Consider the following 24,688-nt stretch of genomic DNA (forward strand, 5'->3'; position numbering starts at 1 on the left):
GCGGCGATTTACGATTAATTAGAGGGTAGTCTGCCCAATTTTCAGCTTTATTCTTAAGCTCTATATCAATAGCTCAGCATTTATTCAGCCATTCTTTACCTTGCTAAATCATCATTTAAGCAGGTAAAAGAACATAGGATCGTGACTTTATGATTCAAAACTTGCCCAAACTCAGTCATCCGTTAGTTGATGACGCTCAATATAATCTGCTGCGTTCAGTAGGTTACCTCACGGGCGCTGAACGCCGTGATATTGTTGATGCCTGTGAGTTCGGTGATGTTGCGCATATTAAAGACAAGCGCAAGTCAGGAGAGCCTTATATCACGCATCCGATTGCGGTCGCTGAGATACTAGCCGGCTTTCGCTTAGATCGAGATACCATCATTGCGGCAATTTTGCATGATACGGTTGAAGATACGGAAGTGAGCGATGAGCAGATAGAGCAGCGTTATGGCAAAGTGGTTTCTAGGCTGGTCGATGGTGTGACCAAATTAAAATCATCGACGCATAATAAACAAGAAAATAAAGCGGCGACCTTTCATAAAATCCTGACGGCTACCCTCGCAGACCCACGTGTATTGATTATCAAGCTTGCTGACCGTTTGCACAATATGTCGACCCTAGATGCGGTACGTCCTGAAAAACAACGTACCACCGCGCAAGAAACTTTAGACTTTTATGTGCCCTTTGCACGGCTCATGGGTCTCAACGATATTGCTGATTATATTGAGGTACTTTGTTATCGCAATCTTAACTCTGAGATGTATAACAAGATCTCTGATAAATTGCTACAACATGGGCTTGGGCGCAATTTTCAGAGAGAAGCCATTCATCGTTATTTAAGTATTGTCCTCAATAATCTTGATCTTGATGGCATGGTTAAAGTCTTAGACAATCGCGTGGTTATCTTCCGGCAATTTTTCCGTAATCGCGGCGAGATTAATGCACTGCTACGCCATTACGCGTTTGAGATTGTGCTAGATAATATCGAAGCTTGTGACAAACTTGCCTACTATCTCATTAAAAAATATCAAATTGCGGACAGTCATATTGCGGACAATATCCGCAGACCTTTACCTGGCGGCAATCAATCGCTGACGCTTATCTACGAGCGCGACAATGATTTTGTTAAAGTAACGATTTTGACTAAGCAGATGCAAAGTGCCGCAAGGCTTGGTGTCATTGGTGCAGAGCATGCCTCTGATGTCAGTCAATCAGTCATTCAGGCGTCATTACGCAATATGAAAGATTTGGTCGATGAGGACTGTTTAAACGAAGGCAATCCTGATTTTGCCACCGCGGTATCAACCATTAATGAGCTGATGGATTACCTGCATTCTAGCAAAATTATCTGTTATAGCCCGCAAGGTCGCGCTTATGAGTTGCCACAAGGTGCGACTGCGCTAGACTTTGCTTATGCCGTTGGTCCGATGGTTGGCAATGTCGCGGTTGGCGCTAATATTGATAAAAAACATGCCAAGCTTGGGACGGTAGTCAAAAATGGACAGTTAGTAGAAATCGAGGTTAATAGCCATTCTGAGCCAAAAGCAGAATGGCTTGGGTTTGTGGTTACTAATAAAGCCCGTGTAGAGATTTTGCGTTGGTTCAAAGATTTATCGGCGGCTGATAAGCAGCACCATGGTAGGCAAGCACTAGATCGCGCGCTAAAAACCTATCAAAAAAGCTTGGATGACCTAACTGATAGTGACTGGAAGAATCTAACAGAATGGCGTGGACTGACTGAGAAATCAGCGCTATTTGAGCAAATAAGCTCCGGTACGTTGTTACCGCAACTCGTGGTCACGCGTTTGTTTAGCGATGAAGTCTGTGATATCCAATCGCAAGAACGTATCGATGACATGACCCAACCACAGCAACTGATCGTCAATGCTTCAGGCGTTGAGCTTGATTTTGCCAATTGTTGCCATCCGATTTATGGTGATCCTATCGTTGGACATTTATCCCGTCATGGTCTGGTCGTGCATCGACACAAGTGCTTTTCACTAGACGATATTCGTAAAGACAATCCCTATCAAGTCATCCAATTACGTTGGCGCAATGATAAGGCGATCAAGCAAAGTGACTCAGAAGATCACGATAATAAAATTCGTTTTCCTGCTTATTTAAAACTGTCTATAGCACTGAGCGACGAGCAAATCAGTAAAGTTATTTATAATCTGCGGCAGTTAAATATAGGGGTTGAAAAGGTCGACGTACGTAGCAATGATACTATCATTCATATTGTTGTTCGTAGTCGCAATCACTTAGCCCAAGGTATTCGTGAACTACGCTCCTTACTTGGTTTCCCCAATATTATGCGTTTATATCAACTATAAATACTTTTATCATCATAACTGTTAAAATATATGCCTTTTAAATTATCTCTTAACACATAGATGATTTTGAAATGTGTAAAACTTTTAATCGTGCTAAACACTTCTACTAACTTTTAGAAAATAGCTTTAGCACATCAAACACAAAAAAATATGATAAGGATATATCATGACACGTCAAACCATCCAAACGGATAAAGCACCTGCAGCCGTTGGCACTTACTCACAAGCGGTAAAAGTTGGCAATACTGTTTATATTTCAGGTCAGCTAGGTTTTGACCCTATCACCATGGAACTAAAAGAAGGGTTTGATGCACAAGCGAAGCAAGTATTTGAAAACATCAAAGCCATCTGTGAAGCTGCTGGTGGCAGCTTAAATGACGTGGTCAAATTCAATGTATCGTTAACTGATTTAAATGATTTTGCAGCATTAAACGAAGTATTTATGGCTAATTTGACTGAACCTTATCCTGCCCGCGCAGCGGTGCAAGTAGCGGCATTGCCTAAAGGTGGCGTGGTCGAAATTGAGTCTATTCTCTATATTGAATAAGTTAGATATTCAATACTGCTTGAATAACAATATTTCATATTGAATCACCATAAGCTTAGCCTCATGCTAAGCTTATTCATCTCTCCCTCTTTATTTTTATTTCATATTGACTTAATCAAACTGCGAAGCCTTTTTATGTTGGTACAAGTTGCTCTGCCCGTGCCCCTTTATCGGGTATTTGACTATAGCCTACCGTCCGATATAAGTGCTTTGCCAAATGCTTCGCCAAACAATAGCTCAATACAACTGCCGAAAATTGGCAGTCGTGTTGAGGTGTCTTTTGGTCGTCAGACTTTAATCGGAATCGTGGTTGCTCATATTGCTCAAGCGGATACCAGCGTACCACTCAATAAGCTGAAACCCATTAATAAGTGTTTAGATGCTGAGTCTATTTTAGATAACAGTATGCTAAAGCTCGCCTATTGGCTTGCGCGTTATTATCATTATCCGCTTGGTGAGGTGTTAGCGGTCATCTTGCCCACCTTGGTTCGTCAAGGTAAACCACTAGATTTACTCATTACCCATTGGCGAATTCTGCCACATATCACTGATGACGACTTTCGTACTAACGCCAAAAAGCAAAAGCAGCAGTTTGATATGCTAAAGCTACATGGTCAACATGGTGCAAGTGAAGATGTACTACTATTAGAAGGTATGGCGCGTGCTTTTTTAAAAACACTAGAAGATAAGGGTTTGATTGAACGCTATATTCAACCAAAACAAGCACCTACTCCTGTCAAATTGGCAAAAATGCCCCTTGATCTTAATGATGAGCAACAGCTTGCCGTTGCAGCGATTGTTGCTGCACATGAATCCAAATGCTACACGGGCTTTTTATTAAATGGCATTACCGGTAGTGGCAAGACTGAAGTCTATCTACAAGCCATGCAAGCAGTATTGGAGGCTGGCAAGCAAGTGCTTATTTTAGTGCCTGAGATTGGGTTAACGCCACAGACGCGTGCGCGTTTTGCCAGTCGCTTCGCTGCGCGTATCGTCTTGCTACATTCTGGTATGAACAATACTCATCGATTGCAAGGTTGGCAAGACTGCCGTACGGGTCACGCACAAATCATTATCGGTACGCGTTCGGCAGTACTATATCCGTTTACAGATTTGGGCTTAATTGTCGTTGATGAAGCGCATGATGGCTCCTATAAACAGCAGGATACCTTGCGCTATCATGCTGCTGATGTCGCACTTTATCGAGGATTCCAAGCCAAAATACCGGTCGTCCTTGGTACGGCTACCCCTTCTCTTGAACATTTAAAATTAGTCGATGAGGGCAAGCTAGTAGAGTGTCAATTATCGACGCGCCCTGGTAATGCTAAACCTGCGCCCATGCAGCTGATTGATGCGCGCTTGCAAAGTACTCATCAGCAAACGCAAGATGATGGCGCGCGCTATGATACCGGACTGACGGATGCGCTTATCGGCGCCATAAGGCAAACCCTAGAAGCTGGCGATCAAGTTTTGATATTTTTAAACCGTCGCGGCTATGCGCCTGTTTTATTATGCGAGGCGTGTGGTTGGCAGGCAGATTGTCCGCGCTGCGACGCGCATTTAACCGTTCATTATAATAATCAAGCCCAGCGCAGCAATTATTCAAGCAACTCTTATTTAAAATGCCATCATTGTGATTGGCAAGCCTATATTCCGACTGTATGCCTTGATTGTGGCAGTCAAAATCTAGATGCCAAAGGGATGGGAACAACAAGGCTAAGCGAAAATTTACACGCTATCTTTGCCAATCCGCAAACCAGTAAAGCGCTTTATCCCATTATTCAAATTGATCGTGATACCACTAGGCGTAAAGACAGCTGGGAAAATATCTATCAGCGTATTAATGAAGGCCATCCTGCCATATTGGTCGGTACGCAAATGGTTGCCAAAGGTCATCATTTTCCCAATGTCACGCTCGTTTGCTTACCCAACGCTGATCGTGGCTTTTTGTCTGCAGACTTTCGCTCGCCAGAGCATACTGCCCAATTGATGATCCAAGTAGCGGGGCGTGCAGGACGCGGGGATAAATCAGGACGGGTATTGATTCAAACGCTGCAACCGGACAATGCGTTATTATTAAAATTGGTGAAAGATGGTTATTTGTCTTTTGCTCGTGAGCTGTTGCAAGAGCGTAAAATGATGGGACTGCCCCCTCATAGTCATGCTGCGCTGATACGCTGCGAAGGTAAAACCCTTGCTGCCACCACACAAGCACTCAAAGATGCCATTGCCGTTCTGCCAACAGGGCACAATCTAGCCGTTCTTGGTCCTATCGATGCGCCCATGAGTAAAAAGAACAGTCGCTATCATGCCCAGCTTTTGCTATTGGCCAAGGATCGTCAGCAACTGCATCATGTTTTAAATCATTGGTGGCAACCCGTCCTTACCCTACCGAGCGCTAGATATCTTAAGCTTACTTTAGATATTGATCCTGTCGGCTGGTAATGGAAATTTGCGAGTTATTGCTAGCATAATCATTTGTCACATTACTCCTTTATCTTTACTTCGTCAGTACAGTTTCTAATATTTGACTATGATAAATTTACAATAACAAGTTGATCATTGTTATCAAAAACCATCCTACCTTATGTAGAGTAGATATTGATCATCAAATCCATTATCAGCAAAATTGAGTGTTGTTATGAATCCAGACCATCCAAACTCTAAAAAAAACGACCATGCTCATCAGAGTATATCGGCTGATACGCATGGACACATTGAGGAAGGTGAGGAAAGTGGTGGAAAAAGTAATAATGCTTATAAGAATCAAGACAGCCACGATCATGATGAACATCTAGAGCAAACAGTCGCCACGCGAGATACCAAAGGCTATCAGCGCACTTTACTGATAAGTTTTTTGATTATTACAGGCTACATGTTTGTAGAGGCAATCGGCGGTTGGCTCACTGGCAGTTTGGCATTATTGTCCGATGCCGGTCACATGCTGAGTGACGCGATAGCACTTGGCGCTACCTTAATGGCATTTAAAATTGGGGAAAAAGCAGCTACTCATCAGAAAACGTTCGGTTATAAACGCTTTGAGATTTTAGTTGCCTCTGTGAATGGGGCGACACTTGTCATTATTGCGCTAATGATTTTTTATGAGGCCATTAAACGCTTTAATTCGCCACCTGAAATTGCGACCCAAGGCATGCTTCTCGTCGCCACTATCGGTATGCTGATCAATATTTTGGTTGCGTGGCTTATGCACCGAGGTAACCGTAGTGGTGATACTCACGGTCATGATCATGGAGCCAATGAAGGCACAGTAACGGTCAAAACATCGGATGACAAAGAGCCGGTCAATCTCAATATGCAAAGTGCTTATTTGCACGTATTAAGTGATTTAATGGGTTCAGTGGCTGCCATTATCGCCGCATTATTAATGATGAGTTTTGGCTGGGTATGGGCAGATGCGGTAGCGTCCGTAATTGTAGCAATACTTATTTTATTTAGTGGCTACCGTGTCGTACGGGATTCTGTACATATTTTAATGGAAGGGACGCCAGAAGGTATCTCTCTAGTGAATGTCGAAGAAAAACTCCTTGCTCATCCGCAGGTGCAAAAAGTGCATGACCTACACGTTTGGAGTATTACCAGCGGTTTAAACGCCTTATCTTGTCATGTGGTCGTCGATGGTGAAATGAGTATTCATGAGTCCAGTATATTGATTGGCAGTCTAGAACGAAGCCTGCTTGAGCTCGGCATCCATCACGCTACTATTCAGGTAGAAAGTGCGGCACACCCACAAACGAGTACCCATAGCGATGCCCTAGTCTGCAATATCTCAGAGCGACCAGCAGAGAATAACCATATCGGGCACAATCATTAAAATAGTTTGTCATTGAAAAAGTCTGGTTTAAAAAAAGCTGCCAGTCATCTAGACGTCATTAATTATTTAAGTATCATCAATTGTTAATGACGTCTAATGAAATCATAAAAACAACACAGTATAAGCCACAATAACCATACGGCAATGCTTATCCAAACACCCAATCCCACTCCTAGCAAAGTCATGCGAATCCAAAAATCCAAGTCACCATTCATGATATGAGGCAAATAAGCGGGTCCCATATTCGATGCCATTATTAGCCAAAGTCCAATTATAAGTGCCAATCCTGCACCTATAATTCTTAATATTATCTTTCCAATATTTTTTAATAAGCTAAGGCGATTAAGTATAGCAAGCTTATTTTCTAGAGTATTATTCATAAGTCTTCTCTTTCTATTTTTTCATTTAAGCCATATTTAATGCCCTATCTTGCGATTAATAGTAATCAAATATAGCAAAATGAAATATCTCCATACCGCATATACCAATATCACACTGACTTTTATCAATGTAATCACATGTTAAAAATGATGAGAAATTTAGCCTCACTGTCATATTTTTAATATAAATTCTGTATACTGAAAATTGAAACGCCACATTTGCCACCAATGGATGACCTTCTGCTATGTCTAGACGCTCAGCGCCATTCGTCGCCCCAAGTTATATCGATGACTCGATTTCAAAGGATGGCAAAAAACACGCCAAAGTTTTATTATCGACGCTGCAAGAAGACATTGCTCGCTTTCGAGGCGCACAGTTTCCACCTGATATCTTACGTCAAATTCGTGACATGCCTATCTATGAAGGTAACTTAGCAGAAGTCCAAGCCTATCAGCAACGTTGGCACAATTTGCTTGAACGCGCCATGGCGTTTTATCCTGCTGCCAATCTGCCGCCTGACTATTTGCCACTGCCTGCCAGCCTTGAGATACCGCAGTTTATATATCATGTGCAGCGCCTACATCTGACCAAAACCCATGCAAAAGAATCCAAGAGTTTCGGCTCGGTCGGGGCGCTTACGGATAAATGCGGCGATTATAGTGCTGATGACATTGCACGTATGATTGCTGCGTTTGATAAGGATGATGAGACGCGTTTGGTCGCGCACCGTGAGTTTATTGATTTGCGTGCTTATGTATTTTGCCGAGATAATAAGGGTGAGATGCTAGAGCCTGAACGGGTACGGTTTTATCGAACTGGACTTATTGTCCATGTCCTACCCGATTTTAAAATCGTAGACAGTCGACAGACACCGCGTAAGCGCCGTAACGATGCCTATAACAATCCGCTGGCAGATAATGGCATATGGAAGATTTATCGTAAAAAATAATCGTTATAAAATTGCTTTTTATTTCTAATACTGCTGTTGTACTGCCCATTTATCGTCATTGCTAAGGATTCCAGATGTTCGCTGCCGCCGCCAGCTCACCAAATTTGATGTTACAAGCGACAATTTTCTTGGGAGCAGCCCTGCTCTTTGTACCCCTTGGTAAACGTTTTGGTATTGCGACGGTTTTAGGTTATCTGATCACAGGATTGATATTAGGTCCAAGTGTACTGGACGTCGCAGGTGACGCTGAGAGCTTATTGCATTTCTCTGAGTTTGGCGTGGTGATGCTGCTGTTCATCATTGGGCTTGAGCTGCAGCCATCAAGGCTCTGGGCACTCAGGCGCTCAATATTCGTCCTTGGCGGTTTGCAAGTTGGTTTGACTGGTGTCTTATTGATGGGGCTGTTACATCAGATTTTTGGCTTGCAGCTCGATACTGCTTTTATCGTTGGCTTCGGGCTTGCGCTCTCATCTACCGCCTTTGTCCTACAAATTCTGACTGAAAAACAGCAGCTATCGAGCACTCATGGCCGTGAAGCCTTTACGATTTTATTATTCCAAGACATTGCGGTTATCCCTTTATTAGCGGTCATTCCTTTCTTATCAGGGGTGCGTGAACAAAGCTATGATTTGATTTATTTTGGTAAAGTTTTTGCGGTTTTTGCTGGACTTATTTTTGCCAGTCGCTACGTCGTTCGTCCATTTTTTAAATTTGTTGCCTCAAGTGGTGCGTCAGAATTACTAACGGCGGTCGCGCTATTTATCGTAATGGGTGTGTCAATTTTGATGGGTCAAATCGGGCTCTCAATGGCGTTGGGCGCATTTTTAACTGGTGTATTGTTGGCGGATTCTGAATACCGCCATGAGCTTGAAGCCAGTATCGAGCCTTTTAAAGGATTGTTATTAGGTCTGTTCTTTATGTCAGTCGGTATGTTGACCGATGTGAAATTGATATTAGCAAAACCCATTTTTATCATCGGCTGTGCGATGGCATTGATGTTTATCAAGTTCGGAGTGATTACAGCGATTGCAAAAATTTCAGGTAATCGCTGGCCAACCAGTATTCGACTGGGGGTTACACTGGCTCAAGGTGGTGAATTTGCTTTTGTCTTGTTCAGTGTTGCAAGTGCCCAAAACGTCTTACAACCTGAACTTGCCAATACGTTAAACCTGATCGTAACCATCTCTATGGCACTCACTCCTTTGGCATTCTTGTTATTAGAAAAAGTCGGCGAGCCATTATTTGCCAAAAGCAAACCAAGCCGCGAATACGACACGATTCCAGATCATGAGCATCAGGTGATTATTGCTGGCTTTGGGCGAGTCGGTCAGATTATCGGTCGTGTGCTACGTATGCACAATATTGAGTTTACCGCGATTGAGCGCTCGGCAAACCGCGTCGATTTTGTCCGTAAATTCGGTAACCAAGTCTATTATGGTGATCCAAAAAACCCTGAAATCCTACGTGCAGCAGGTATCAAAAAAGCACGTGTCTTTATCCTTGCCATCGATGATTTAGAGCGTTCTATCACCACCGCCCAATATTTACGTAAAAACTATCCAGATTTAATTATCTTAGCACGGGCACGTGACCGCCAGCATTACTACCGATTACGTGAGGTTGGGGTTCGTCATATCTGGCGTGAGACATATTTGTCCTCGCTAGATATGTCGCGTGAGTCGTTACAACTGCTTGGCATCTCACCAGAAAAAGCGCGTGAGACAGTGCAAACTTTCCGTGATTACGATGATGATCTGATTGAACGTCAACAAGCTATTTATGATGATGAGGCCAGTATGATTGAGTCGGCTCAATCATCGATGGCGGAGCTTGAAAGCTTATTTGATGAAGATATTGGCAAAGCCCGTAAGATGGACTTGAGCGATTTTTATGAAGCGCTAAAAAGCCAAGCCATATCAGTCGATGATGAAAATAATCATACGACTGAATCTAAGCATTAATTTTTTCAACTATAGAAATTGTTGTCAAAAATAATTCTCAGTCTTTGTAGCCACCTAATCAGGGCTACAATTTTCCGGCGCTTGTTTCTTATTCAATGAGCTGATGCATTCCCAATCATCACTGTTTGGCAGATGATAAAAGACCAGTGTTTGATCATTGAGATAACGTATAGGGAGTTTTACATTTTGAATGGTCGCAATCACTACACAATCAGTTTCTGCAACACCAGCTGCGCTACGATCGATCTCAATATGCACCTTCTCAGTACCGCTATCGATAGGCAGATCCAGCGGACATTGTCCTGTTTGCCGATACGCTAGCGCCACATGATTTTGCGTGGTTTTAACGGTATCATACGCATCAAACAGCACTTCGTTTTCTTTTGGTTTGGCGATAATGGGTAAGAACTGCACTTTAATGACCATTAATATAAAGGCAAAAAATCCAAAACCCCATCCTAGCCCAAATAAGCTCACCCCGCCCTCTTGGCTTAGATGGGCTTTTTGCAAGCGCTCATCTTGTGGATAGTCATTAATCGCGTCGGCAATCTCACGCCGTGCCATCCGGTAATAGTAAGCATCCGTCCAGCGTGCCACCATAAACGACCAAAACAGCCAAATTAGCGCGGCAATACTAACGCGTATCGTCATCTGATAAGCATCAGTAATATAAGGCATTACTAAGAACTCAACCGCTACCAAAACTAGCGCGATATTAAGCTGAATAAACGACCATCCTGCCACGCTGTAGACGAGTGCATCCATATAACGCTTACGATAGAGTAACCATGGAAAGGTCACAAAAAATGCTGCCCAATGCCATTTTGGCGACAGATAGCCTTGTTCATCAAACTGCTCAAAGCGTTTTAGATAATAGCGTTGGCTACGATGTCCGATAAACCATTTATCCAGTTGTGTGCGTCTGGCAGGAGGCAATTTTTCTTGGTAAAAAGGGGGCGGCGAATCCGTCTCAATAAATAACATAGTGACAAGCCTTACAGGCGATTAAAAAGACATTTAACTTAACTGTTGAGATTATATGATAACGTTAATAGCATTGCATGGACCAGAGAAACACTAGATAAATAATGTACCTAAATTATAAAACGCGCTAACATTATTAAAAAAGTATTGTTCATTCACAGCCGTACAGATTTCACTTATAATGAGCGCACTACCCATTTATTAAGCCTTGTTAATCCTATGAGTCAACATCCTGATATTAATACCAACATCGACGCCACCAACCTTACCGATGATCAAAAATCTTTAGACACTAATGCTACTAGTGGCAATGAGGTCGCACCTGACGGCAGTAAGCATATTCGTATCGTCAACACCTTTATGAAACGCCGTACGCACATGAATAAAAATGCCGAGCTGGCATTGACGGCGCCTGAATTTGCACATTACTTGGTTAATAACAGCTTTGGTGATGGTAACCTTGAAGGTATTGACGATTTGCGTGCGCTATTTGCTGAATTGCCAAACGGCAGTGAGGCACCCTTGACCCTTGAGATTGGTTTTGGACTTGGAGATTCGTTCATTGAAATGGCAGCAGCCGAGCCAAGTCGTAATTTTGTTGGCATTGAAGTCCATGAGCCGGGTATCGGCAAATGCGCTTATATGGCTGGTACTCAAAATTTGAGTAATGTCAGAATCATCAATGGTGATGCCATTCAACTACTCAAACAGTTACCAGAAAACCATATCGATCGCATTCAGCTCTACTTTCCTGACCCATGGCAAAAAAAGCGCCATCATAAACGCCGCTTTGTTAGCCCTGAGCGTATGGCGATTGTCACCCGCAGCCTAAAGCAAGGTGGCTGGTTCCATACCGCCACTGACTGGGAACATTATGCCTTTTGGATGGTAGAAGTTTTGGATGGTTTTGCAGGCTTAAGCAATCAAGCAGGCGCAGGAAATTTCACTGACCGTCCTGACTTTCGTCCAATGACAAAGTTTGAGCGCCGCGGTCTAGCAAGCGGACATGGGGTTTGGGATTTAATCTATTTAAAAGACTAATCCCAAACGCATTACGTCGGCTTCCTTTAAAGCGGCTAAGATATTTATCAGTATCTTAGCCGCTTTTTTATATCTATCAGTCTTTAAACCTTTTACTCATAAGGGTTAAAGACTGATATAACTGACTATAAATATGTTTGATGAGTATCAACAGCTTTCAATTCGAAAAAAAATTATCAGCACAGATGTGAAACATAGGCATTGCCCATACTAAAATCCTGCTAAATTTAAACTTGTAAAATCAGAAATAGCCAAGTTTTGTAAATTAAATGATAACTCTTGTCTGCGCAATCATTGATACCGTAAGGGCTTGGTGAGTTCTCCCCATAAGCTGTGGATAACCCTGTGCATAAGTCGCTACTTGACAAGCATTTGCCTAGATAGCTTAAAGGCTTAGGTAAAATCGTTCATTTTTTGTACGATTTAAAAATTTATTAAAATCAATAGGTTAACGATAATTTAAAAGCAAAATAATTTATTTATAAAATTTTTAATATTAATTTTATCCTATGATATGTTTCACACTGGCTAAATAAAATTTATTTATTTATTGTGGATAACTTCCAAAACTATTGACAAATAGCATGCTCATCAGGTTCAAATATGAACAGCAATTTTTAGCATTATATACAAATATTTTTGTTTTCTCATACGACATCTATTGTCGCCTAGTATTCAGTTATGCTCAATATATACCTTGGATTTTGTTATAATTACCCTATCTAATAAACAATGATATAAAGTTAGAGGAAGACATAATCTGGTGATATAAGTTGCAAGCACTATGAGCCTCATTAAAATCTCTAAACTTTTTTTCGCTTTTATCAGCATCTAATTTTACTGTATAGTAGCGTGATGTATAACTAACATCGCGATCTACAAGACTCATCTCATTGCCTACTCTAAGCTTAGTTCAAAATGCTATCAGCGATAGTTTACATTGCCATTGATAGCATTGAACAAGCCGTTTTGATATTAATACAACTTATCCTTATAAATGATTGATAACAAGGAGTCCTACATGGACGACAATAAAGCCAAAGCACTTAAAGCTGCACTAGCTCAAATCGAAAAGCAGTTTGGTAAAAATACCATCATGCATTTGGGTGACAACTCAGCAACGCTTGATGTCGACGTGGTATCGACTGGTTCATTAGGTTTAGATATCGCACTCGGGATTGGCGGTTTGCCAAAAGGTCGTATCGTTGAAATTTATGGCCCTGAAAGCTCAGGTAAAACGACTATGACATTGCAGGCAATTGCAGCGTGCCAGAAACAGGGCGGCGTTTGTGCCTTTATCGATGCTGAGCATGCCTTAGACCCTGTATATGCTCGCAAGCTTGGTGTGAATACGGATGACTTGCTACTTTCACAGCCTGATAATGGTGAACAAGCACTTGAAATTACTGATATGTTAGTACGCTCAGGTGCAATCGATATGATCGTTATTGACTCAGTCGCAGCCTTGACGCCGCGGGCCGAAATTGAAGGCGAGATGGGCGATTCACACATGGGTCTGCAAGCCCGTTTGATGAGCCAAGCTTTACGTAAAATCACTGGTAACGCCAAACGTTCAAACTGTATGGTATTATTTATTAACCAGATTCGTATGAAAATCGGCGTGATGTTTGGTAGTCCTGAAACCACAACTGGTGGTAATGCACTTAAGTTCTATGCCTCGGTACGTATGGATATTCGCCGTATTGGCGCGGTCAAAAATGGTGATGAAATCATCGGTAACCAAACTCGCGTTAAAGTCATCAAAAACAAAATGGCACCGCCATTTCGCCAGGCCGAATTTGAGATTACTTACGGTGAAGGCACCAATCACTTAGCCGAAGTGATTGATTTGGGTGTTGAGATTGGTGCAGTTGGTAAAGCGGGCTCTTGGTACAGCTATGGCGATGAGAAAATCGGTCAAGGTAAAGCCAATTCTGTCCTGTTCTTAAAAGAGAATCCTGCTATTGCTGAAGAGATAGAAGCCAAAATCCGTGCTGAAAAACTTGGCGTAAAGGATGACAACAAAGCAGCGGTCGTGGCTGAGACTAACGAAGAACTAGCCTCTGAACCTGTACAATAACGGTATATTTTCAGACCGTTATCAGCAACTATGATGTCTTATGAAAATTAAAACGTTAGCTGAAATACTCGCTGAGTCGGATACCGATTCAGCGAGTTCTACGCATGAAAACAAGAAATCCATTGAACAACATTCATCTACTAGGTGCTCATATAAAGACAAGCCTAAAAGTACCAGTAAAACTGGCAAGCGCTCTCAGCATCTAAATACATATGATTTAGATGAGAAGTGCACAGTAGATAACCATACTAACTTTACAGCAGATTCGACTGGCGCCTCTTCCTCTTTAAAAATTTCATCCAAATCCAAAAAACGTAAAAAACACTTTCATCCAGCTGCTACTTTCTACGCTGAGCCTAACAGCGTACCTGCTTATCAGCCACCTGCTGCGCAAAGTATCAAAGAGATGCTGGCTGAAGTTAAACATGCGGTTCATGACAATAAAGAAGATAGTGTCTCTATTAATGAGACTGGCGTTGATACAGCTTTGATGAACTCAGAACCAGCATTTGAATCGGTAGCTGCTCATGATATTCAGGGAGGCGACCAAAACAGCCAAATCGACAACCTACCAGCTGCTCTAAAGGCATATTTGCGCACGCCTGAGCAGCGCCAAGCGGAAATGGATGCCATCAAAGCAGAAAGTCGCTTACGTTGGTTGGCGTTTTATTATTTGTCACGCCGCGAATACGGTAAGGCTGAGCTTAAGCAAAAATTGCTAGATAAAGAGCAAGAAGCGGCTAAAATTGATGCCCTACTCGATGAGTTCGAAGAAAAAGGCTATCAAAGTGATTACCGCACTACTCTAATGTTGATTCGTGAAAATATCAGAAAAGGACGCGGCAGAGGTCGTATCAAGCAAGAATTCCATCGTAAAAAGATGACGATGCCCGATAATATCGATGAACTTATCGATATGGCAAATGCAGAATCTGATGAGTTTAGTGAATTTATAGATGACAGCGCAGATAATTTGGTCGAAGGTATAGACTGGCTCAAACTGGCAGTCACAGCGCGTATCAAAAAATATGGTGATGATATACCCACTGAACAAAAAGACAAAGCAAGGCAGCTGCGCTTTTTACAGTATCGTGGCTTTAATAGTGATATTTGCTTTGCGGCATTAAACTATACGTTAGATACTTTAGATGAACGTTTTTAGCAATTTTTAATGCAACAATTTTAACCTTTGTCGTTCGCTATTATATTTTAAATATAAAAAAGCGCACCTAATCAGGTGCGCTTTTTTATCGTTTTAAATGCTATAAATAATAACCTAATTATTTTAGTGCCCCTAGACGACTTGATAGTTGACTAATAATTTGATCAATTTCTTCATTGGCTTCAGGTTCGTTATCTAAATTACCGTTTGGCGTCAATTGGTTCATGACTTCAGGTAATAGCTCAGCCAACCCTTGACGCACCTCTATCTCGTTAGCGCCTGTATGAGCAGCGACTTGCTGTATTTCACTATCATCGAACAATCGATTGATATCGTTAGGATCAAGATTGTCGTTAAGCTCATTAGTACTCAACCAAGAACGCGCTTGTTTTTCATAGCCCATACCGGTAATTTTCGAGAGAGCACCACTTAATCCACCATTGCGCTTTATCCAGCTCAGTATCATAGGCATAAGGGCAGCAATAAGCATACCTTTACCACCGAAGCCACCTCTCGTCGTTTGACCAACAAGTACACTACCTAGAATATCACCAAGTCCACCAGTACCTGAACTCATGCCACCGCGCTGTTTGCCACCTGTTAACCCGCCGATAATATCGTCTAACCCAAAACCATTGTCTGCTGAGCGGCGCTCGTACTGTTGTGGATTATAACCCGCTGACTGATTGCTACCGCCAAGCACACTCCCCAATATATCACCAAGACCGCCGGTACGACGCGGATTGATACGTTGATTAACTGGATTACGCTGTGCGTCCTTTGGATCCATGGCACTACGTGCTACTTGACTCACTAAATTCCCTAGCAAACTCATAACTTTATCCTTTTTATTATAATAAAATTCGTCGATACAGGTTTTGGTATAGCAAAGTAACGACTGCTACCATCACCTACTATTTAAACCGACCTATAAATATAAATTCCAATATAGCAAATCTATTTGCCTCTCTAGATAGGCATTTTGTTATGAGATGTAGTAGATAATTTAGTACGGTAAGATAAGGCAGGTAAGCATCTACAATTAAAACTAAGTTCAATTAAACGGTTTTGTTTGCAATCATATTTGACAAGATAGTCAACTCGCGCCATTGCTCAGGGCTAACCTGATCACGGAATATAGCCACAGAAAATCGGCGTTGATAAGACTCTACGATATTAAAATCAAAACAGATAACCCAATGAGAATGACTGACCGTATCGAGCTTTGCTTGCCACAAGGCATCCCCACGACTCGTACGTATTAATAACTGCCAATCTTGATAAACACTTTTATCAAGTGGCGGCTGGCTTAGATGCAATAGTATGGGTCGTGATAATGCTAAATAGCCAATGACTGCAGCGCTGATGAGGAGTATAACGACATATTGCCATAAAGCTAATGAAGCAAGCGCCGCCAATACCATGACGATACTGGATAATGCCATATAAAATAGCAGATATAAGTAGCTTATAGGTTTAATAGCAGTATCGATACGTAGCGAGGTTAATGCTGTCATAGTGAGCTACCAAAGAATATTTCTGATTAATAGAAAAGACTCAATACTACTTTAACAATCAAAAAATAAAACTAACCGTTTAAACAATTAACTCAGACTTTTACTGTGACGCCACGTTTTAATCTTATTAACCAACTCCCATATCGCCTCATCTTCTGGTCGGTTTTGATTGGTAAAATAATCTAATAAATCAGGGTCTTCATGAGTCAGCATTTGCGCAAAGCTTTCTTGTTCGGCAGCTTCTGCCGTTAAATAAAGCTCTTTAATATAGGGTTCAAAATAAAAATCCAACTCTTTGAGACCACGGCGGGCTTGATAAATAATACGGCGTTGCTCATTGGTGGGCTCTGGCTGGTTATTAATGGTCATAAAAGTATTCTCATCCGTTTAAAAGGGCTTTAAATAAATATTAAAGTGCCAAAACTCTATTATTCGCAATTGTTATCATCGATAAATCTATTTTTGATCATAATCACTTAATTGCAGCCATCTAGTGATAGCGATTGGTGTTTATCATATGCAGATAGCTGACTCCATAACGCTATGGCTTGCTGCATCATAGCGACATTATGAGTACGAATGATACTTGCCCCCTGCTGCAATGCAAAAAGACCTGCAGCAGTACCCACGTTATCACGCTCAAGCGGTTGGGTGGTAGCAAGCGCTTCTAGACCTGTTTTGGTCAGCACTTCTGCTAAAAATCGCTTGCGTGAAATACCAAACATCATTGGCATTTTGAGTGTTTGTAAGCGCTTAAGCTCACTCAATAATGCACAGTGATGCTGATAGTTTTTAGCAAAGCCAAAACCGGGGTCAATAATAATATTTTCGCGCATGACGCCAATGCTTGTTACTTCATCAATACGCACCTCTAGCTCTGTCATTACTTCCCTAACCACATCATCATACTCTGCCAGATTATTCATCGTAGTTGGCTCACCGCGCATATGCATTAGCATAACAGGAATGTTAAGCTTAGCTGCCATCACCGCAGCGCCCTCACGCTTGAGTGCCCGTACATCATTCCAAATATCCGCGCCTGCTTCAAACGCTGCGTGCATAACCTCAGGACTACTGGTATCAATGGATAGCCATATGTCATTGCCTAGCTGCTGCCTAATCGCTGTCACGACTGGGACCACACGCTGTAGCTCATCAGAAGTCGCCACCACTTCAGCATTTGGACGGGTAGACTCGCCGCCAATATCGATGATGGTAGCACCTGCATCGATCATCTCTTTACCTCGTGCTACTGCCTTATCAACTGCATTAAACTGCCCACCATCTGAGAACGAATCTGGCGTGACATTTAAGATGCCCATGATATGAGGCTGTGATAAATCTAAAACCTTATCACGACTGGTCACAGTATAAGCAGTTAAAGGTTGGAATAGTGACATAACTTATCCATGATAATTTGAATTCGTAAAATTGATTTTAGCTCTAACTTATAATGCTTATGATACCAGTAAATCTGATGTCATTCTAAATTGGTAATAAAGAAAAAGCCCTTTGTCAAAAGGGCTTTTTTTATTCAAAACTTAAGAGTAACTTTTACATCGCTGGTAATGGCGGAGGGGTCATTCCGGTTGTTTTCACATCATTTTTTGATAAGTTCACTTCATGATGCTGATAGACTCTTGGTGGACGAGGTTGTTCGCCCGCTAAGATATCTTGCAGCTGATCGCGGTCAATGGTTTCCCATTTCATCAAGGCATCAACCATAGCATGCATCTTTTCTTGATTGCCTTCAATCAATTCACGAGCGATATCATATTGCTCCTCTAGCATACGGCGTACTTCTTCATCAACCTTTTGCTGAGTGGCTTCTGAAATCGTACGACCACCGCCACCGAAGTAACCTTGTGAGCTGTCATCATCTTCATAGACCATGATACCAAGCGCGTCAGACATGCCGTATTTGGTTACCATTGCTCGTGCCATTTTGGTCGCACGTTCAAAGTCATTTGAGGCACCCGTCGACATCTGATCGATAAATACTTCTTCAGCGATACGACCACCAAATAAAATCGCAATATCACTCAGCATTTTTGATTTATACATACTGGTTTGGTCGTGCTCAGGCAACTGCCACGTAACACCAAGCGCAAATCCACGCGGCATAATAGTGACTTTATGCACAGGATCGGTACCCGGTAGCAGCTCGGCGACTAGCGCATGACCTGCTTCATGATAAGCAGTAGCACGGCGCTCTTCTTCACGTATGACCATTGATTTACGCTCAGGACCCATATACAGCTTGTCTTTCGCATCTTCGAAGTCATTCATATCAACGCTGCGCTTGTTACGACGCGCAGCAAACAAAGCTGCTTCGTTGACAAGATTCGCCAACTGCGCGCCACTGAATCCTGGCGTACCACGGGCTAAAGCATGAGCGTCAACACCAATAGTATTAGGCAGCTTCTTCAAATGCACTTTAAGAATTTGCTCACGACCTTTGATATCTGGCAGCCCTACTTGCACCTGACGGTCAAAACGACCCGGACGCAATAGTGCTTTATCAAGAACATCTGCACGGTTAGTAGCAGCAATGACGATAACACCTTCGTTGCCTTCAAATCCATCCATCTCAACCAATAATTGGTTCAATGTCTGCTCACGCTCATCATTACCGCCGCCCATACCGGAACCACGATGACGACCGACAGCATCAATCTCATCAATAAAGATAATACATGGCGCGCTTTTCTTCGCCTGCTCAAACATATCACGGACACGTGACGCACCAACACCGACGAACATCTCAACGAAGTCAGAACCTGAAATCGAGAAGAAAGGTACTTTAGCTTCACCAGCAATAGCTCTTGCTAATAGCGTTTTACCCGTACCTGGAGGACCTACCATCAAGATACCGCGTGGAATCGTCGCCCCAAGCTTGGTAAATTTATCAGGGTCTCGTAGGAACTCGACGACTTCCACGACTTCTTCTTTGGCTTCTTCACAACCAGCAACGTCTTCAAAATTCACTTTGATTTGGTCTTCGGTTAGCATTTTGGCTTTTGATTTACCAAAGCTCATCGGTCCACCGCCTTTACCGCCAGCGCCGCCTTGCATATTACGCATAAAGAATAAAAACAGACCAATAATCAGCAAAATTGGGAAACTGGCTATCAGCAATTGCATCAATACGCTTTGGCGCTTCGGTGCAGTGCCTTGGACTTCAACTTTATTTTCACGCAGCAATGGCATCAGCTCGTCATCCATCACAGCTGGACGAATGGTTTCAAATTCAGAACCATTTTTCTTCTCGCCGGTGATTTGCTCGCCATCGATCTCAACACTGGCTACTTGATTTTCTGACACAGCGGTCACAAATTCAGAGTAGTTAAGGTTATCGGGCTCAGATGATTTATCAAAGCCACTAAACACCAGCACTAAAACGCCGATTACCACCAGCCACAATAAGGTATTTTTTACCATGTCGCTCACTAGTTATTCCCATCCCATACTTATTGGTGTGTTTACTAAACACGTGACGTCTATATATAAACGTATGTCTCGCTATTCAAGGTCTATTGGCGAATTATCATTTCTCATTGCAAATCTAAGGTATAAAACAACCTTATTTTTTTATTAGAGAAATAAGCCGCGCAATAACGATAAATAACTGAGTTTATAAGGCGCTTACTGTCAGACGACTTTGCTAAAAATATCATATAAGCACTTAGAAAAATGCTTAAGAGTTGATTTCAAACAAAGTTAATATATCATGATATGTGGTATTAACCTGAATAATTCAAGCAGCATTCCCATTTATTCAGTTAACGATTGTAGCCGTTTTCATTCAATGATTTTAACTGGCTAATTTTGAGGTGAGAGTTTCATTTCATATTACTTAATTGCGATCCAAAATATCTCTTTTGAGCGCGGTCTAGAAGCACCAGGCTTAATACTACGGATTTTACTAAAATCCGCCTGCATCTGCTTGCGTAATTCTTGTGTACCCTCGCCTTGAAACACTTTCATAATAAGCGCGCCACCTTCTGGTAAGGTTGCCAGCGCGAAATCGACCGCCAGCTCACATAAGTACATCATACGCGGCTGGTCAATGGCACTATTACCTGCTGTATTGGGCGCCATATCAGACAGCACCACATCAACTTGTTTATCACCAACCTCAGCCATGATACGGTCAAACACTTCTGGCTCGCGAAAGTCACCTTGGATAAAGGTAACCTCCGGCAAGGTATCCATCGGCAAAATATCAGAGGCAATCAAGATACCTTTTTCCCCAACCAAGTGACCAGCCACTTGAGACCAGCTGCCAGGGGCACTACCCAAATCAACAACGGTCATACCTTTTTTGATCAGATTGGTTTTTTCATTTATTTCTAATAATTTATAAGCAGCACGAGCACGGTAGCCATCTTTTTGGGCCTTTTGCACATAGTGATCATCAATGTGCTCTTTCATCCAAGCACTACTGCTCTTTGACAATTTTTTGTTTTCAATACGTGTGGCCAAAATTCCTGCTCCTATAACGTGCTTTTCTATATGCGCATATGTATTTATTAACTAATGTCTTAATATACTTTTTGCTTTATATTACTTTCTACAACCATGCAATCAAAAACACTATTAACTATGATTTTCAATACTATCAAGCTATTTATTAGCTTCAAAAGGCTAAACCGTTAATTTTTCTTAGTGAAAACACTGCTTTATAAGAGCGTAGCGTTTATAATGTACCCATAATGGCAGTTTAACATTTTCATCACGTAAAATCGTGCAAAATCCTGCTGATCTCATGCAAGATGATCATAGATTAATTATAATGGTCATGAATTGCTCTAAATTTTATTATATTTTGTTTTTACCAACCCCTAGGAATTCTATGCAACTTGATAACGCAACCATCAAACGCTTAAAAGGCATTGGTCATGATTTGAAACCGATTGTCATGATTGGCAATAAAGGTGTTACGCCAAGCATTACTGAAGAGATTGATCGCGCCTTATCAGATCATGAACTGATTAAAGTAAAATTGCCTGCTGGTACCAAGGAAGAGCGTGATGTCATCGGCGCTGAGCTTGCTGCTACTGCAAAGGCAACTTTGATTCACTCAATTGGTCGTATGGCGCTATTGCTACGCAAAAACCCAAATGCCAATCCTAAGCTTTCAAATCTTGCTCGTAATGTGTAATGCCTCATTACTTGCTAAGTTTATATCGTCTGTTGTATATAAAGTGGTTTAAAATAGCCTGCTGATTTATTTTTAGACAGATGATGACGGTGAATAATAAAAGCCGCGATGCAACTTTGCTCGCGGCTTTTATGTCATTTATAGTTCACTATTTAACATGCGATATTCGTTAGCAGCTATATCATGTTTTATGATGCTAATACTTTTTGAGATAATAAGATAATGAGCCATAGTTTTGATTTATATCTAGCAACTGAAACCTTAGCAGAAGATGCGCAGCAACTTGGCGTGACGCCAGAAGCTTTACAGCAAATTAGCGTACAGGTAAGCGCAACGCTTGTAGCGCAGCCAGAAGCTTATTTGCAGCTAGAATATCGTATGACGTTGCCCACTGAATCTTTAGCTGCTCTATTAGCTTGGCCAAAGTGGCAAGCAGATAAAGTAGGCTTTAAGGATTATCTGTGGGAACAAACCTGCCTTGAGTGCTTTTTAGCAGGTTCTTTAATAAGTAGCCGTTCAGAAGATAGTGATAAGTCCTCCAAAACCAATATGACAATGTCCTATATTGAAATCAATGCCAGTCCTGAAGGTCCGTATGCGCTTTATCAGTTTGACAGCTATCGTTCTCCTACAACACTACCGCCAAGACCTCTTATATACGCTGACGGACAGACACGTGCTGCTATCGATTGGATAGACGGTAACAACCCGAAACTGCTAATAGACTACCCAATATCAACGCATGAACCTTATCACTACCAACGCAGCTTTAGAATGCCACTAGATTCATCGACGTCATTGAATCGTAAGTCAGATTACAGTAATGATGCCCTTATCAAATACATACATCCTTGTGTTATTTTATCCTTTGGCGCTACGATTCTATACTTTGCACCCAAACATGCCTCGCCACCCGACTTTCATAATCGTCAGTATTGGACACCATTTGATAGGCTATTCGCCCTTGCCAAGTAAAAATATCAACTTAATAGCAAGCCTTATTTGAGACATAAAAAAACTCAGTAATGTCATAAAGAGCATTACTGAGTCCGGAGAGAGCGCTTAACTGATACTTATTTGTCAGCCATAGCTAGGTAGATACCACGATCTGAAGCATCATCGACGTATCTAGCATCGCGCCACGTCGTATAGTTGTAATGACCGCTATATGGGCTGATGCTGTTTTGACGGAAGTCAGACACCCAGTCATTACCATCAAATATTTGAATATGGCCATGAGGACGACTTGAGGTACGGTCATAAACAACCACATCACCAACCTGTGGTTCCATGTTATTACTGATTTTAGTAAAACCCGCTTGTGACAGTGTGCCGCGAGACGCATATTGATACGCTGAAGGATTAGGCGTGAATTCGTAGCCCGCTGATTGTAACGCTTTACGGACATAACGAGCGCAATAGCCTGTGCTACTAGATAAAGCGACTCGTGAAGCATTCGCTGCTGCAATAGCAGGCGCCGAATAACGATCTGGCACTGAACTTACTTTCTGCTGACGTTGCTCATAAGACAAACGATTGGTTAGCGAAGCAAGCTGATATTCTTTTTGTTTTGCATGCGCGCTTAAATTATCAATTGCTTGGCTGATTTCATCGTTGCTAGAAACATATGCACCGCTGTTGGTGCTGTAGATGTTACGACTAGAACCGTAGTTCGCAGAAGTAGTGATATTGGTGATGGTATGACTCAAGGTATTATTTGATTGAAAGGTTGTTTCGGCAGCACCACTTGTCTGTGCTACGCCCATTCCCAATACTGATAAAATTAATAAAGCTTGTTTCATAAATTTACTACCTATTGTGAAAACAGAATTGCTCGTCATCCGTGACAAAGCATGAATTAGTTTAGAGAATATAATCATGAAATAAACATGATAAAATATTTAGTACAATCGCTCTTTTACTTCTTAAGTAGCTGATGCTGATATCATTAGCAGCTTAATCATCTACTACATAAATCGTTTGCTACGTCATACCTTGCTTTAAAAATGAGCGTTTAGAGCATGTTTATTATGAGTATCGATTTTTCACCTATTAGATGAGTCATTACGATGTCCAAAAAAAACCCTAACCGCCTTGCCACTCTTATCGATCATCAAGCTTTTGCTGGTAGTGCGCTACCTCAAAGCCTATCTGATAGTATGCGTTTATATGTGCAAGCGACCACTGAAATAAAAGCGCTTTTGGTAGATTGTCTACCTGAGGAAATCCTCAATAACTGCTGGGTCGTAGGCTTAACGTCTGAGCAATTGACACTCAGTGTCGAATCAGTCACTGCTGCCAATCATATTCGCTATTTGCAGAGCGCATATTTGCAAGTGTTAAAAGAGCAGTCAATTACATTTAAACAACTCAAGCAAATTCGCGTCGTCATAGCCAATAAATCTACCAATAATAATTATTCTAAATCATCATCAGGCTTGTCAGCATCACGCTCAATGTCCGTTAAAGCCCATGAAAATCAGGCTCTTAGCCAAAACACAAAGCGGACTATATCACAGGCAGCAGAGCATGTCACCACTGATGAAAACCTCAAAAAAGCACTATTACGCCTTATAAATCCGTAAAAAACCCCTGCAGATAATGTAAAGTTATGTAAACTAATCTGGTAAATGATACGATTCAGGCTGGGTTTTTGTAATTTCAAAAACAAAAAAAATCATCTGTCAGTGGCATTCACATTGTGAACCTCACTGACAAATGATTTTGCTATTCG

General features: G+C 41.8%; 21 protein-coding genes. 12 read left to right on the forward strand and 9 right to left on the reverse strand.

Going from position 1 to position 24,688, the window contains the following annotated elements:
- Nucleotides 1–149 precede the first annotated feature (149 nt).
- The 4 genes from JMX75_RS03660 to JMX75_RS03675 all read left to right on the forward strand — a co-directional run bounded on the left by JMX75_RS03660 (nucleotide 150) and on the right by JMX75_RS03675 (nucleotide 6,715).
- Entirely contained in the window at nucleotides 150–2,336 is a 2,187-nt protein-coding gene (locus JMX75_RS03660; RefSeq protein ID WP_011514322.1) for a RelA/SpoT family protein, read from the forward strand.
- A gap of 166 nt (nucleotides 2,337–2,502) precedes the next feature.
- Nucleotides 2,503–2,883, forward strand: coding sequence for a RidA family protein (locus JMX75_RS03665; protein ID WP_011514323.1), 381 nt, complete (start codon nucleotides 2,503–2,505; stop codon nucleotides 2,881–2,883).
- 135 nt (nucleotides 2,884–3,018) lie between these two features.
- Nucleotides 3,019–5,328, forward strand: coding sequence for a primosomal protein N' (locus tag JMX75_RS03670; protein ID WP_227673134.1), 2,310 nt, complete (start codon nucleotides 3,019–3,021; stop codon nucleotides 5,326–5,328).
- A gap of 196 nt (nucleotides 5,329–5,524) precedes the next feature.
- Nucleotides 5,525–6,715, forward strand: coding sequence for a cation diffusion facilitator family transporter (locus JMX75_RS03675; protein ID WP_133104703.1), 1,191 nt, complete (start codon nucleotides 5,525–5,527; stop codon nucleotides 6,713–6,715).
- Nucleotides 6,716–6,798: 83 nt separating this feature from the next.
- On the opposite strand, the gene JMX75_RS03680 is transcribed toward JMX75_RS03675, so the two are convergent.
- Nucleotides 6,799–7,095, reverse strand: coding sequence for a hypothetical protein (locus JMX75_RS03680; RefSeq protein WP_149492070.1), 297 nt, complete (start codon nucleotides 7,093–7,095; stop codon nucleotides 6,799–6,801).
- A gap of 245 nt (nucleotides 7,096–7,340) precedes the next feature.
- On the opposite strand from JMX75_RS03680, the gene JMX75_RS03685 reads away from it, so the two are divergent.
- Nucleotides 7,341–8,045, forward strand: coding sequence for a hypothetical protein (locus tag JMX75_RS03685; RefSeq protein WP_133104705.1), 705 nt, complete (start codon nucleotides 7,341–7,343; stop codon nucleotides 8,043–8,045).
- A gap of 74 nt (nucleotides 8,046–8,119) precedes the next feature.
- A complete protein-coding gene (locus JMX75_RS03690) occupies nucleotides 8,120–10,006 on the forward strand; it encodes a monovalent cation:proton antiporter-2 (CPA2) family protein (RefSeq protein ID WP_201531085.1) in 1,887 nt (628 codons plus the stop codon).
- Between the two features lie 54 nt (nucleotides 10,007–10,060).
- Here the strand turns inward: JMX75_RS03690 and JMX75_RS03695 are convergent, their stop codons facing one another.
- A complete protein-coding gene (locus tag JMX75_RS03695; protein ID WP_201531087.1) occupies nucleotides 10,061–10,990 on the reverse strand; it encodes a DUF2628 domain-containing protein in 930 nt (309 codons plus the stop codon).
- A gap of 219 nt (nucleotides 10,991–11,209) precedes the next feature.
- Between JMX75_RS03695 and trmB the strand changes: the two genes are divergently transcribed.
- From trmB to JMX75_RS03710, 3 genes are all read left to right on the forward strand, one after another.
- The gene (trmB, locus tag JMX75_RS03700; RefSeq protein ID WP_201531089.1) at nucleotides 11,210–12,031 is read left to right on the forward strand and encodes a tRNA (guanosine(46)-N7)-methyltransferase TrmB; all 822 of its coding nucleotides are present in this window, start codon (nucleotides 11,210–11,212) and stop codon (nucleotides 12,029–12,031) included.
- 1,021 nt (nucleotides 12,032–13,052) lie between these two features.
- Nucleotides 13,053–14,111 (forward strand): recombinase RecA, encoded by a 1,059-nt coding sequence (recA, locus tag JMX75_RS03705; protein WP_201531091.1) that lies wholly within the window; start codon nucleotides 13,053–13,055, stop codon nucleotides 14,109–14,111.
- Between the two features lie 40 nt (nucleotides 14,112–14,151).
- A complete protein-coding gene (locus JMX75_RS03710; RefSeq protein WP_201531092.1) occupies nucleotides 14,152–15,273 on the forward strand; it encodes a regulatory protein RecX in 1,122 nt (373 codons plus the stop codon).
- Between the two features lie 118 nt (nucleotides 15,274–15,391).
- Here JMX75_RS03710 and JMX75_RS03715 read toward each other — a convergent pair whose 3' ends face one another.
- The 6 genes from JMX75_RS03715 to JMX75_RS03740 form a co-directional block, all read right to left on the reverse strand.
- Nucleotides 15,392–16,108: a YidB family protein gene (locus JMX75_RS03715; protein ID WP_201531094.1), complete on the reverse strand. Its 717-nt coding sequence runs from the start codon at nucleotides 16,106–16,108 to the stop codon at nucleotides 15,392–15,394.
- Nucleotides 16,109–16,331: 223 nt separating this feature from the next.
- Nucleotides 16,332–16,790: a hypothetical protein gene (locus JMX75_RS03720; RefSeq protein WP_201531095.1), complete on the reverse strand. Its 459-nt coding sequence runs from the start codon at nucleotides 16,788–16,790 to the stop codon at nucleotides 16,332–16,334.
- Nucleotides 16,791–16,877: 87 nt separating this feature from the next.
- On the reverse strand, nucleotides 16,878–17,159 hold the full coding sequence (locus tag JMX75_RS03725; protein ID WP_201531096.1) for a succinate dehydrogenase assembly factor 2: 282 nt from the start codon (nucleotides 17,157–17,159) through the stop codon (nucleotides 16,878–16,880).
- 107 nt (nucleotides 17,160–17,266) lie between these two features.
- On the reverse strand, nucleotides 17,267–18,190 hold the full coding sequence (gene folP / locus JMX75_RS03730) for a dihydropteroate synthase (protein ID WP_201531097.1): 924 nt from the start codon (nucleotides 18,188–18,190) through the stop codon (nucleotides 17,267–17,269).
- 154 nt (nucleotides 18,191–18,344) lie between these two features.
- Entirely contained in the window at nucleotides 18,345–20,240 is a 1,896-nt protein-coding gene (ftsH, locus tag JMX75_RS03735) for an ATP-dependent zinc metalloprotease FtsH (RefSeq protein WP_020444182.1), read from the reverse strand.
- 402 nt (nucleotides 20,241–20,642) lie between these two features.
- The gene (locus JMX75_RS03740) at nucleotides 20,643–21,275 is read right to left on the reverse strand and encodes an RlmE family RNA methyltransferase (protein ID WP_201531098.1); all 633 of its coding nucleotides are present in this window, start codon (nucleotides 21,273–21,275) and stop codon (nucleotides 20,643–20,645) included.
- Between the two features lie 370 nt (nucleotides 21,276–21,645).
- Here JMX75_RS03740 and JMX75_RS03745 point away from each other — a divergent pair, with 370 nt between their 5' ends.
- Both JMX75_RS03745 and JMX75_RS03750 read left to right on the forward strand, forming a co-directional pair.
- On the forward strand, nucleotides 21,646–21,954 hold the full coding sequence (locus JMX75_RS03745; RefSeq protein WP_011514339.1) for a YhbY family RNA-binding protein: 309 nt from the start codon (nucleotides 21,646–21,648) through the stop codon (nucleotides 21,952–21,954).
- 222 nt (nucleotides 21,955–22,176) lie between these two features.
- The gene (locus JMX75_RS03750; protein ID WP_201531099.1) at nucleotides 22,177–22,929 is read left to right on the forward strand and encodes a DOMON-like domain-containing protein; all 753 of its coding nucleotides are present in this window, start codon (nucleotides 22,177–22,179) and stop codon (nucleotides 22,927–22,929) included.
- A gap of 98 nt (nucleotides 22,930–23,027) precedes the next feature.
- Here JMX75_RS03750 and JMX75_RS03755 read toward each other — a convergent pair whose 3' ends face one another.
- Nucleotides 23,028–23,756 carry a CHAP domain-containing protein gene (locus JMX75_RS03755; RefSeq protein ID WP_011514341.1) on the reverse strand — a complete coding sequence of 243 codons (729 nt, stop codon included), beginning with the start codon at nucleotides 23,754–23,756 and terminating at the stop codon, nucleotides 23,028–23,030.
- A gap of 267 nt (nucleotides 23,757–24,023) precedes the next feature.
- Between JMX75_RS03755 and JMX75_RS03760 the strand changes: the two genes are divergently transcribed.
- The gene (locus tag JMX75_RS03760) at nucleotides 24,024–24,539 is read left to right on the forward strand and encodes a DciA family protein (RefSeq protein ID WP_201531100.1); all 516 of its coding nucleotides are present in this window, start codon (nucleotides 24,024–24,026) and stop codon (nucleotides 24,537–24,539) included.
- The last annotated feature ends 149 nt before the right edge of the window (nucleotides 24,540–24,688 follow it).

It is taken from the genome of Psychrobacter sp. LFX-11D (assembly GCF_904846475.1).
Classification (GTDB): Bacteria; Pseudomonadota; Gammaproteobacteria; order Pseudomonadales; family Moraxellaceae; genus Psychrobacter; species Psychrobacter cryohalolentis.

Excerpts from the sequence above, each read along its gene's own strand:
- JMX75_RS03660 (WP_011514322.1), top strand. The coding sequence starts at position 150 with ATGATTCAAAACTTGCCCAAACTCAGTCATCCGTTAGTTGATGACGCT.
- JMX75_RS03665 (WP_011514323.1), top strand. The coding sequence starts at position 2,503 with ATGACACGTCAAACCATCCAAACGGATAAAGCACCTGCAGCCGTTGGC.
- JMX75_RS03670 (WP_227673134.1), top strand. The coding sequence starts at position 3,019 with ATGTTGGTACAAGTTGCTCTGCCCGTGCCCCTTTATCGGGTATTTGAC.
- JMX75_RS03675 (WP_133104703.1), top strand. The coding sequence starts at position 5,525 with ATGAATCCAGACCATCCAAACTCTAAAAAAAACGACCATGCTCATCAG.
- JMX75_RS03680 (WP_149492070.1), bottom strand. The coding sequence starts at position 7,095 with ATGAATAATACTCTAGAAAATAAGCTTGCTATACTTAATCGCCTTAGC.
- JMX75_RS03685 (WP_133104705.1), top strand. The coding sequence starts at position 7,341 with ATGTCTAGACGCTCAGCGCCATTCGTCGCCCCAAGTTATATCGATGAC.
- JMX75_RS03690 (WP_201531085.1), top strand. The coding sequence starts at position 8,120 with ATGTTCGCTGCCGCCGCCAGCTCACCAAATTTGATGTTACAAGCGACA.
- JMX75_RS03695 (WP_201531087.1), bottom strand. The coding sequence starts at position 10,990 with ATGTTATTTATTGAGACGGATTCGCCGCCCCCTTTTTACCAAGAAAAA.
- trmB (WP_201531089.1), top strand. The coding sequence starts at position 11,210 with ATGAGTCAACATCCTGATATTAATACCAACATCGACGCCACCAACCTT.
- recA (WP_201531091.1), top strand. The coding sequence starts at position 13,053 with ATGGACGACAATAAAGCCAAAGCACTTAAAGCTGCACTAGCTCAAATC.
- JMX75_RS03710 (WP_201531092.1), top strand. The coding sequence starts at position 14,152 with ATGAAAATTAAAACGTTAGCTGAAATACTCGCTGAGTCGGATACCGAT.
- JMX75_RS03715 (WP_201531094.1), bottom strand. The coding sequence starts at position 16,108 with ATGAGTTTGCTAGGGAATTTAGTGAGTCAAGTAGCACGTAGTGCCATG.
- JMX75_RS03720 (WP_201531095.1), bottom strand. The coding sequence starts at position 16,790 with ATGACAGCATTAACCTCGCTACGTATCGATACTGCTATTAAACCTATA.
- JMX75_RS03725 (WP_201531096.1), bottom strand. The coding sequence starts at position 17,159 with ATGACCATTAATAACCAGCCAGAGCCCACCAATGAGCAACGCCGTATT.
- folP (WP_201531097.1), bottom strand. The coding sequence starts at position 18,190 with ATGTCACTATTCCAACCTTTAACTGCTTATACTGTGACCAGTCGTGAT.
- JMX75_RS03745 (WP_011514339.1), top strand. The coding sequence starts at position 21,646 with ATGCAACTTGATAACGCAACCATCAAACGCTTAAAAGGCATTGGTCAT.
- JMX75_RS03750 (WP_201531099.1), top strand. The coding sequence starts at position 22,177 with ATGAGCCATAGTTTTGATTTATATCTAGCAACTGAAACCTTAGCAGAA.
- JMX75_RS03755 (WP_011514341.1), bottom strand. The coding sequence starts at position 23,756 with ATGAAACAAGCTTTATTAATTTTATCAGTATTGGGAATGGGCGTAGCA.
- JMX75_RS03760 (WP_201531100.1), top strand. The coding sequence starts at position 24,024 with ATGTCCAAAAAAAACCCTAACCGCCTTGCCACTCTTATCGATCATCAA.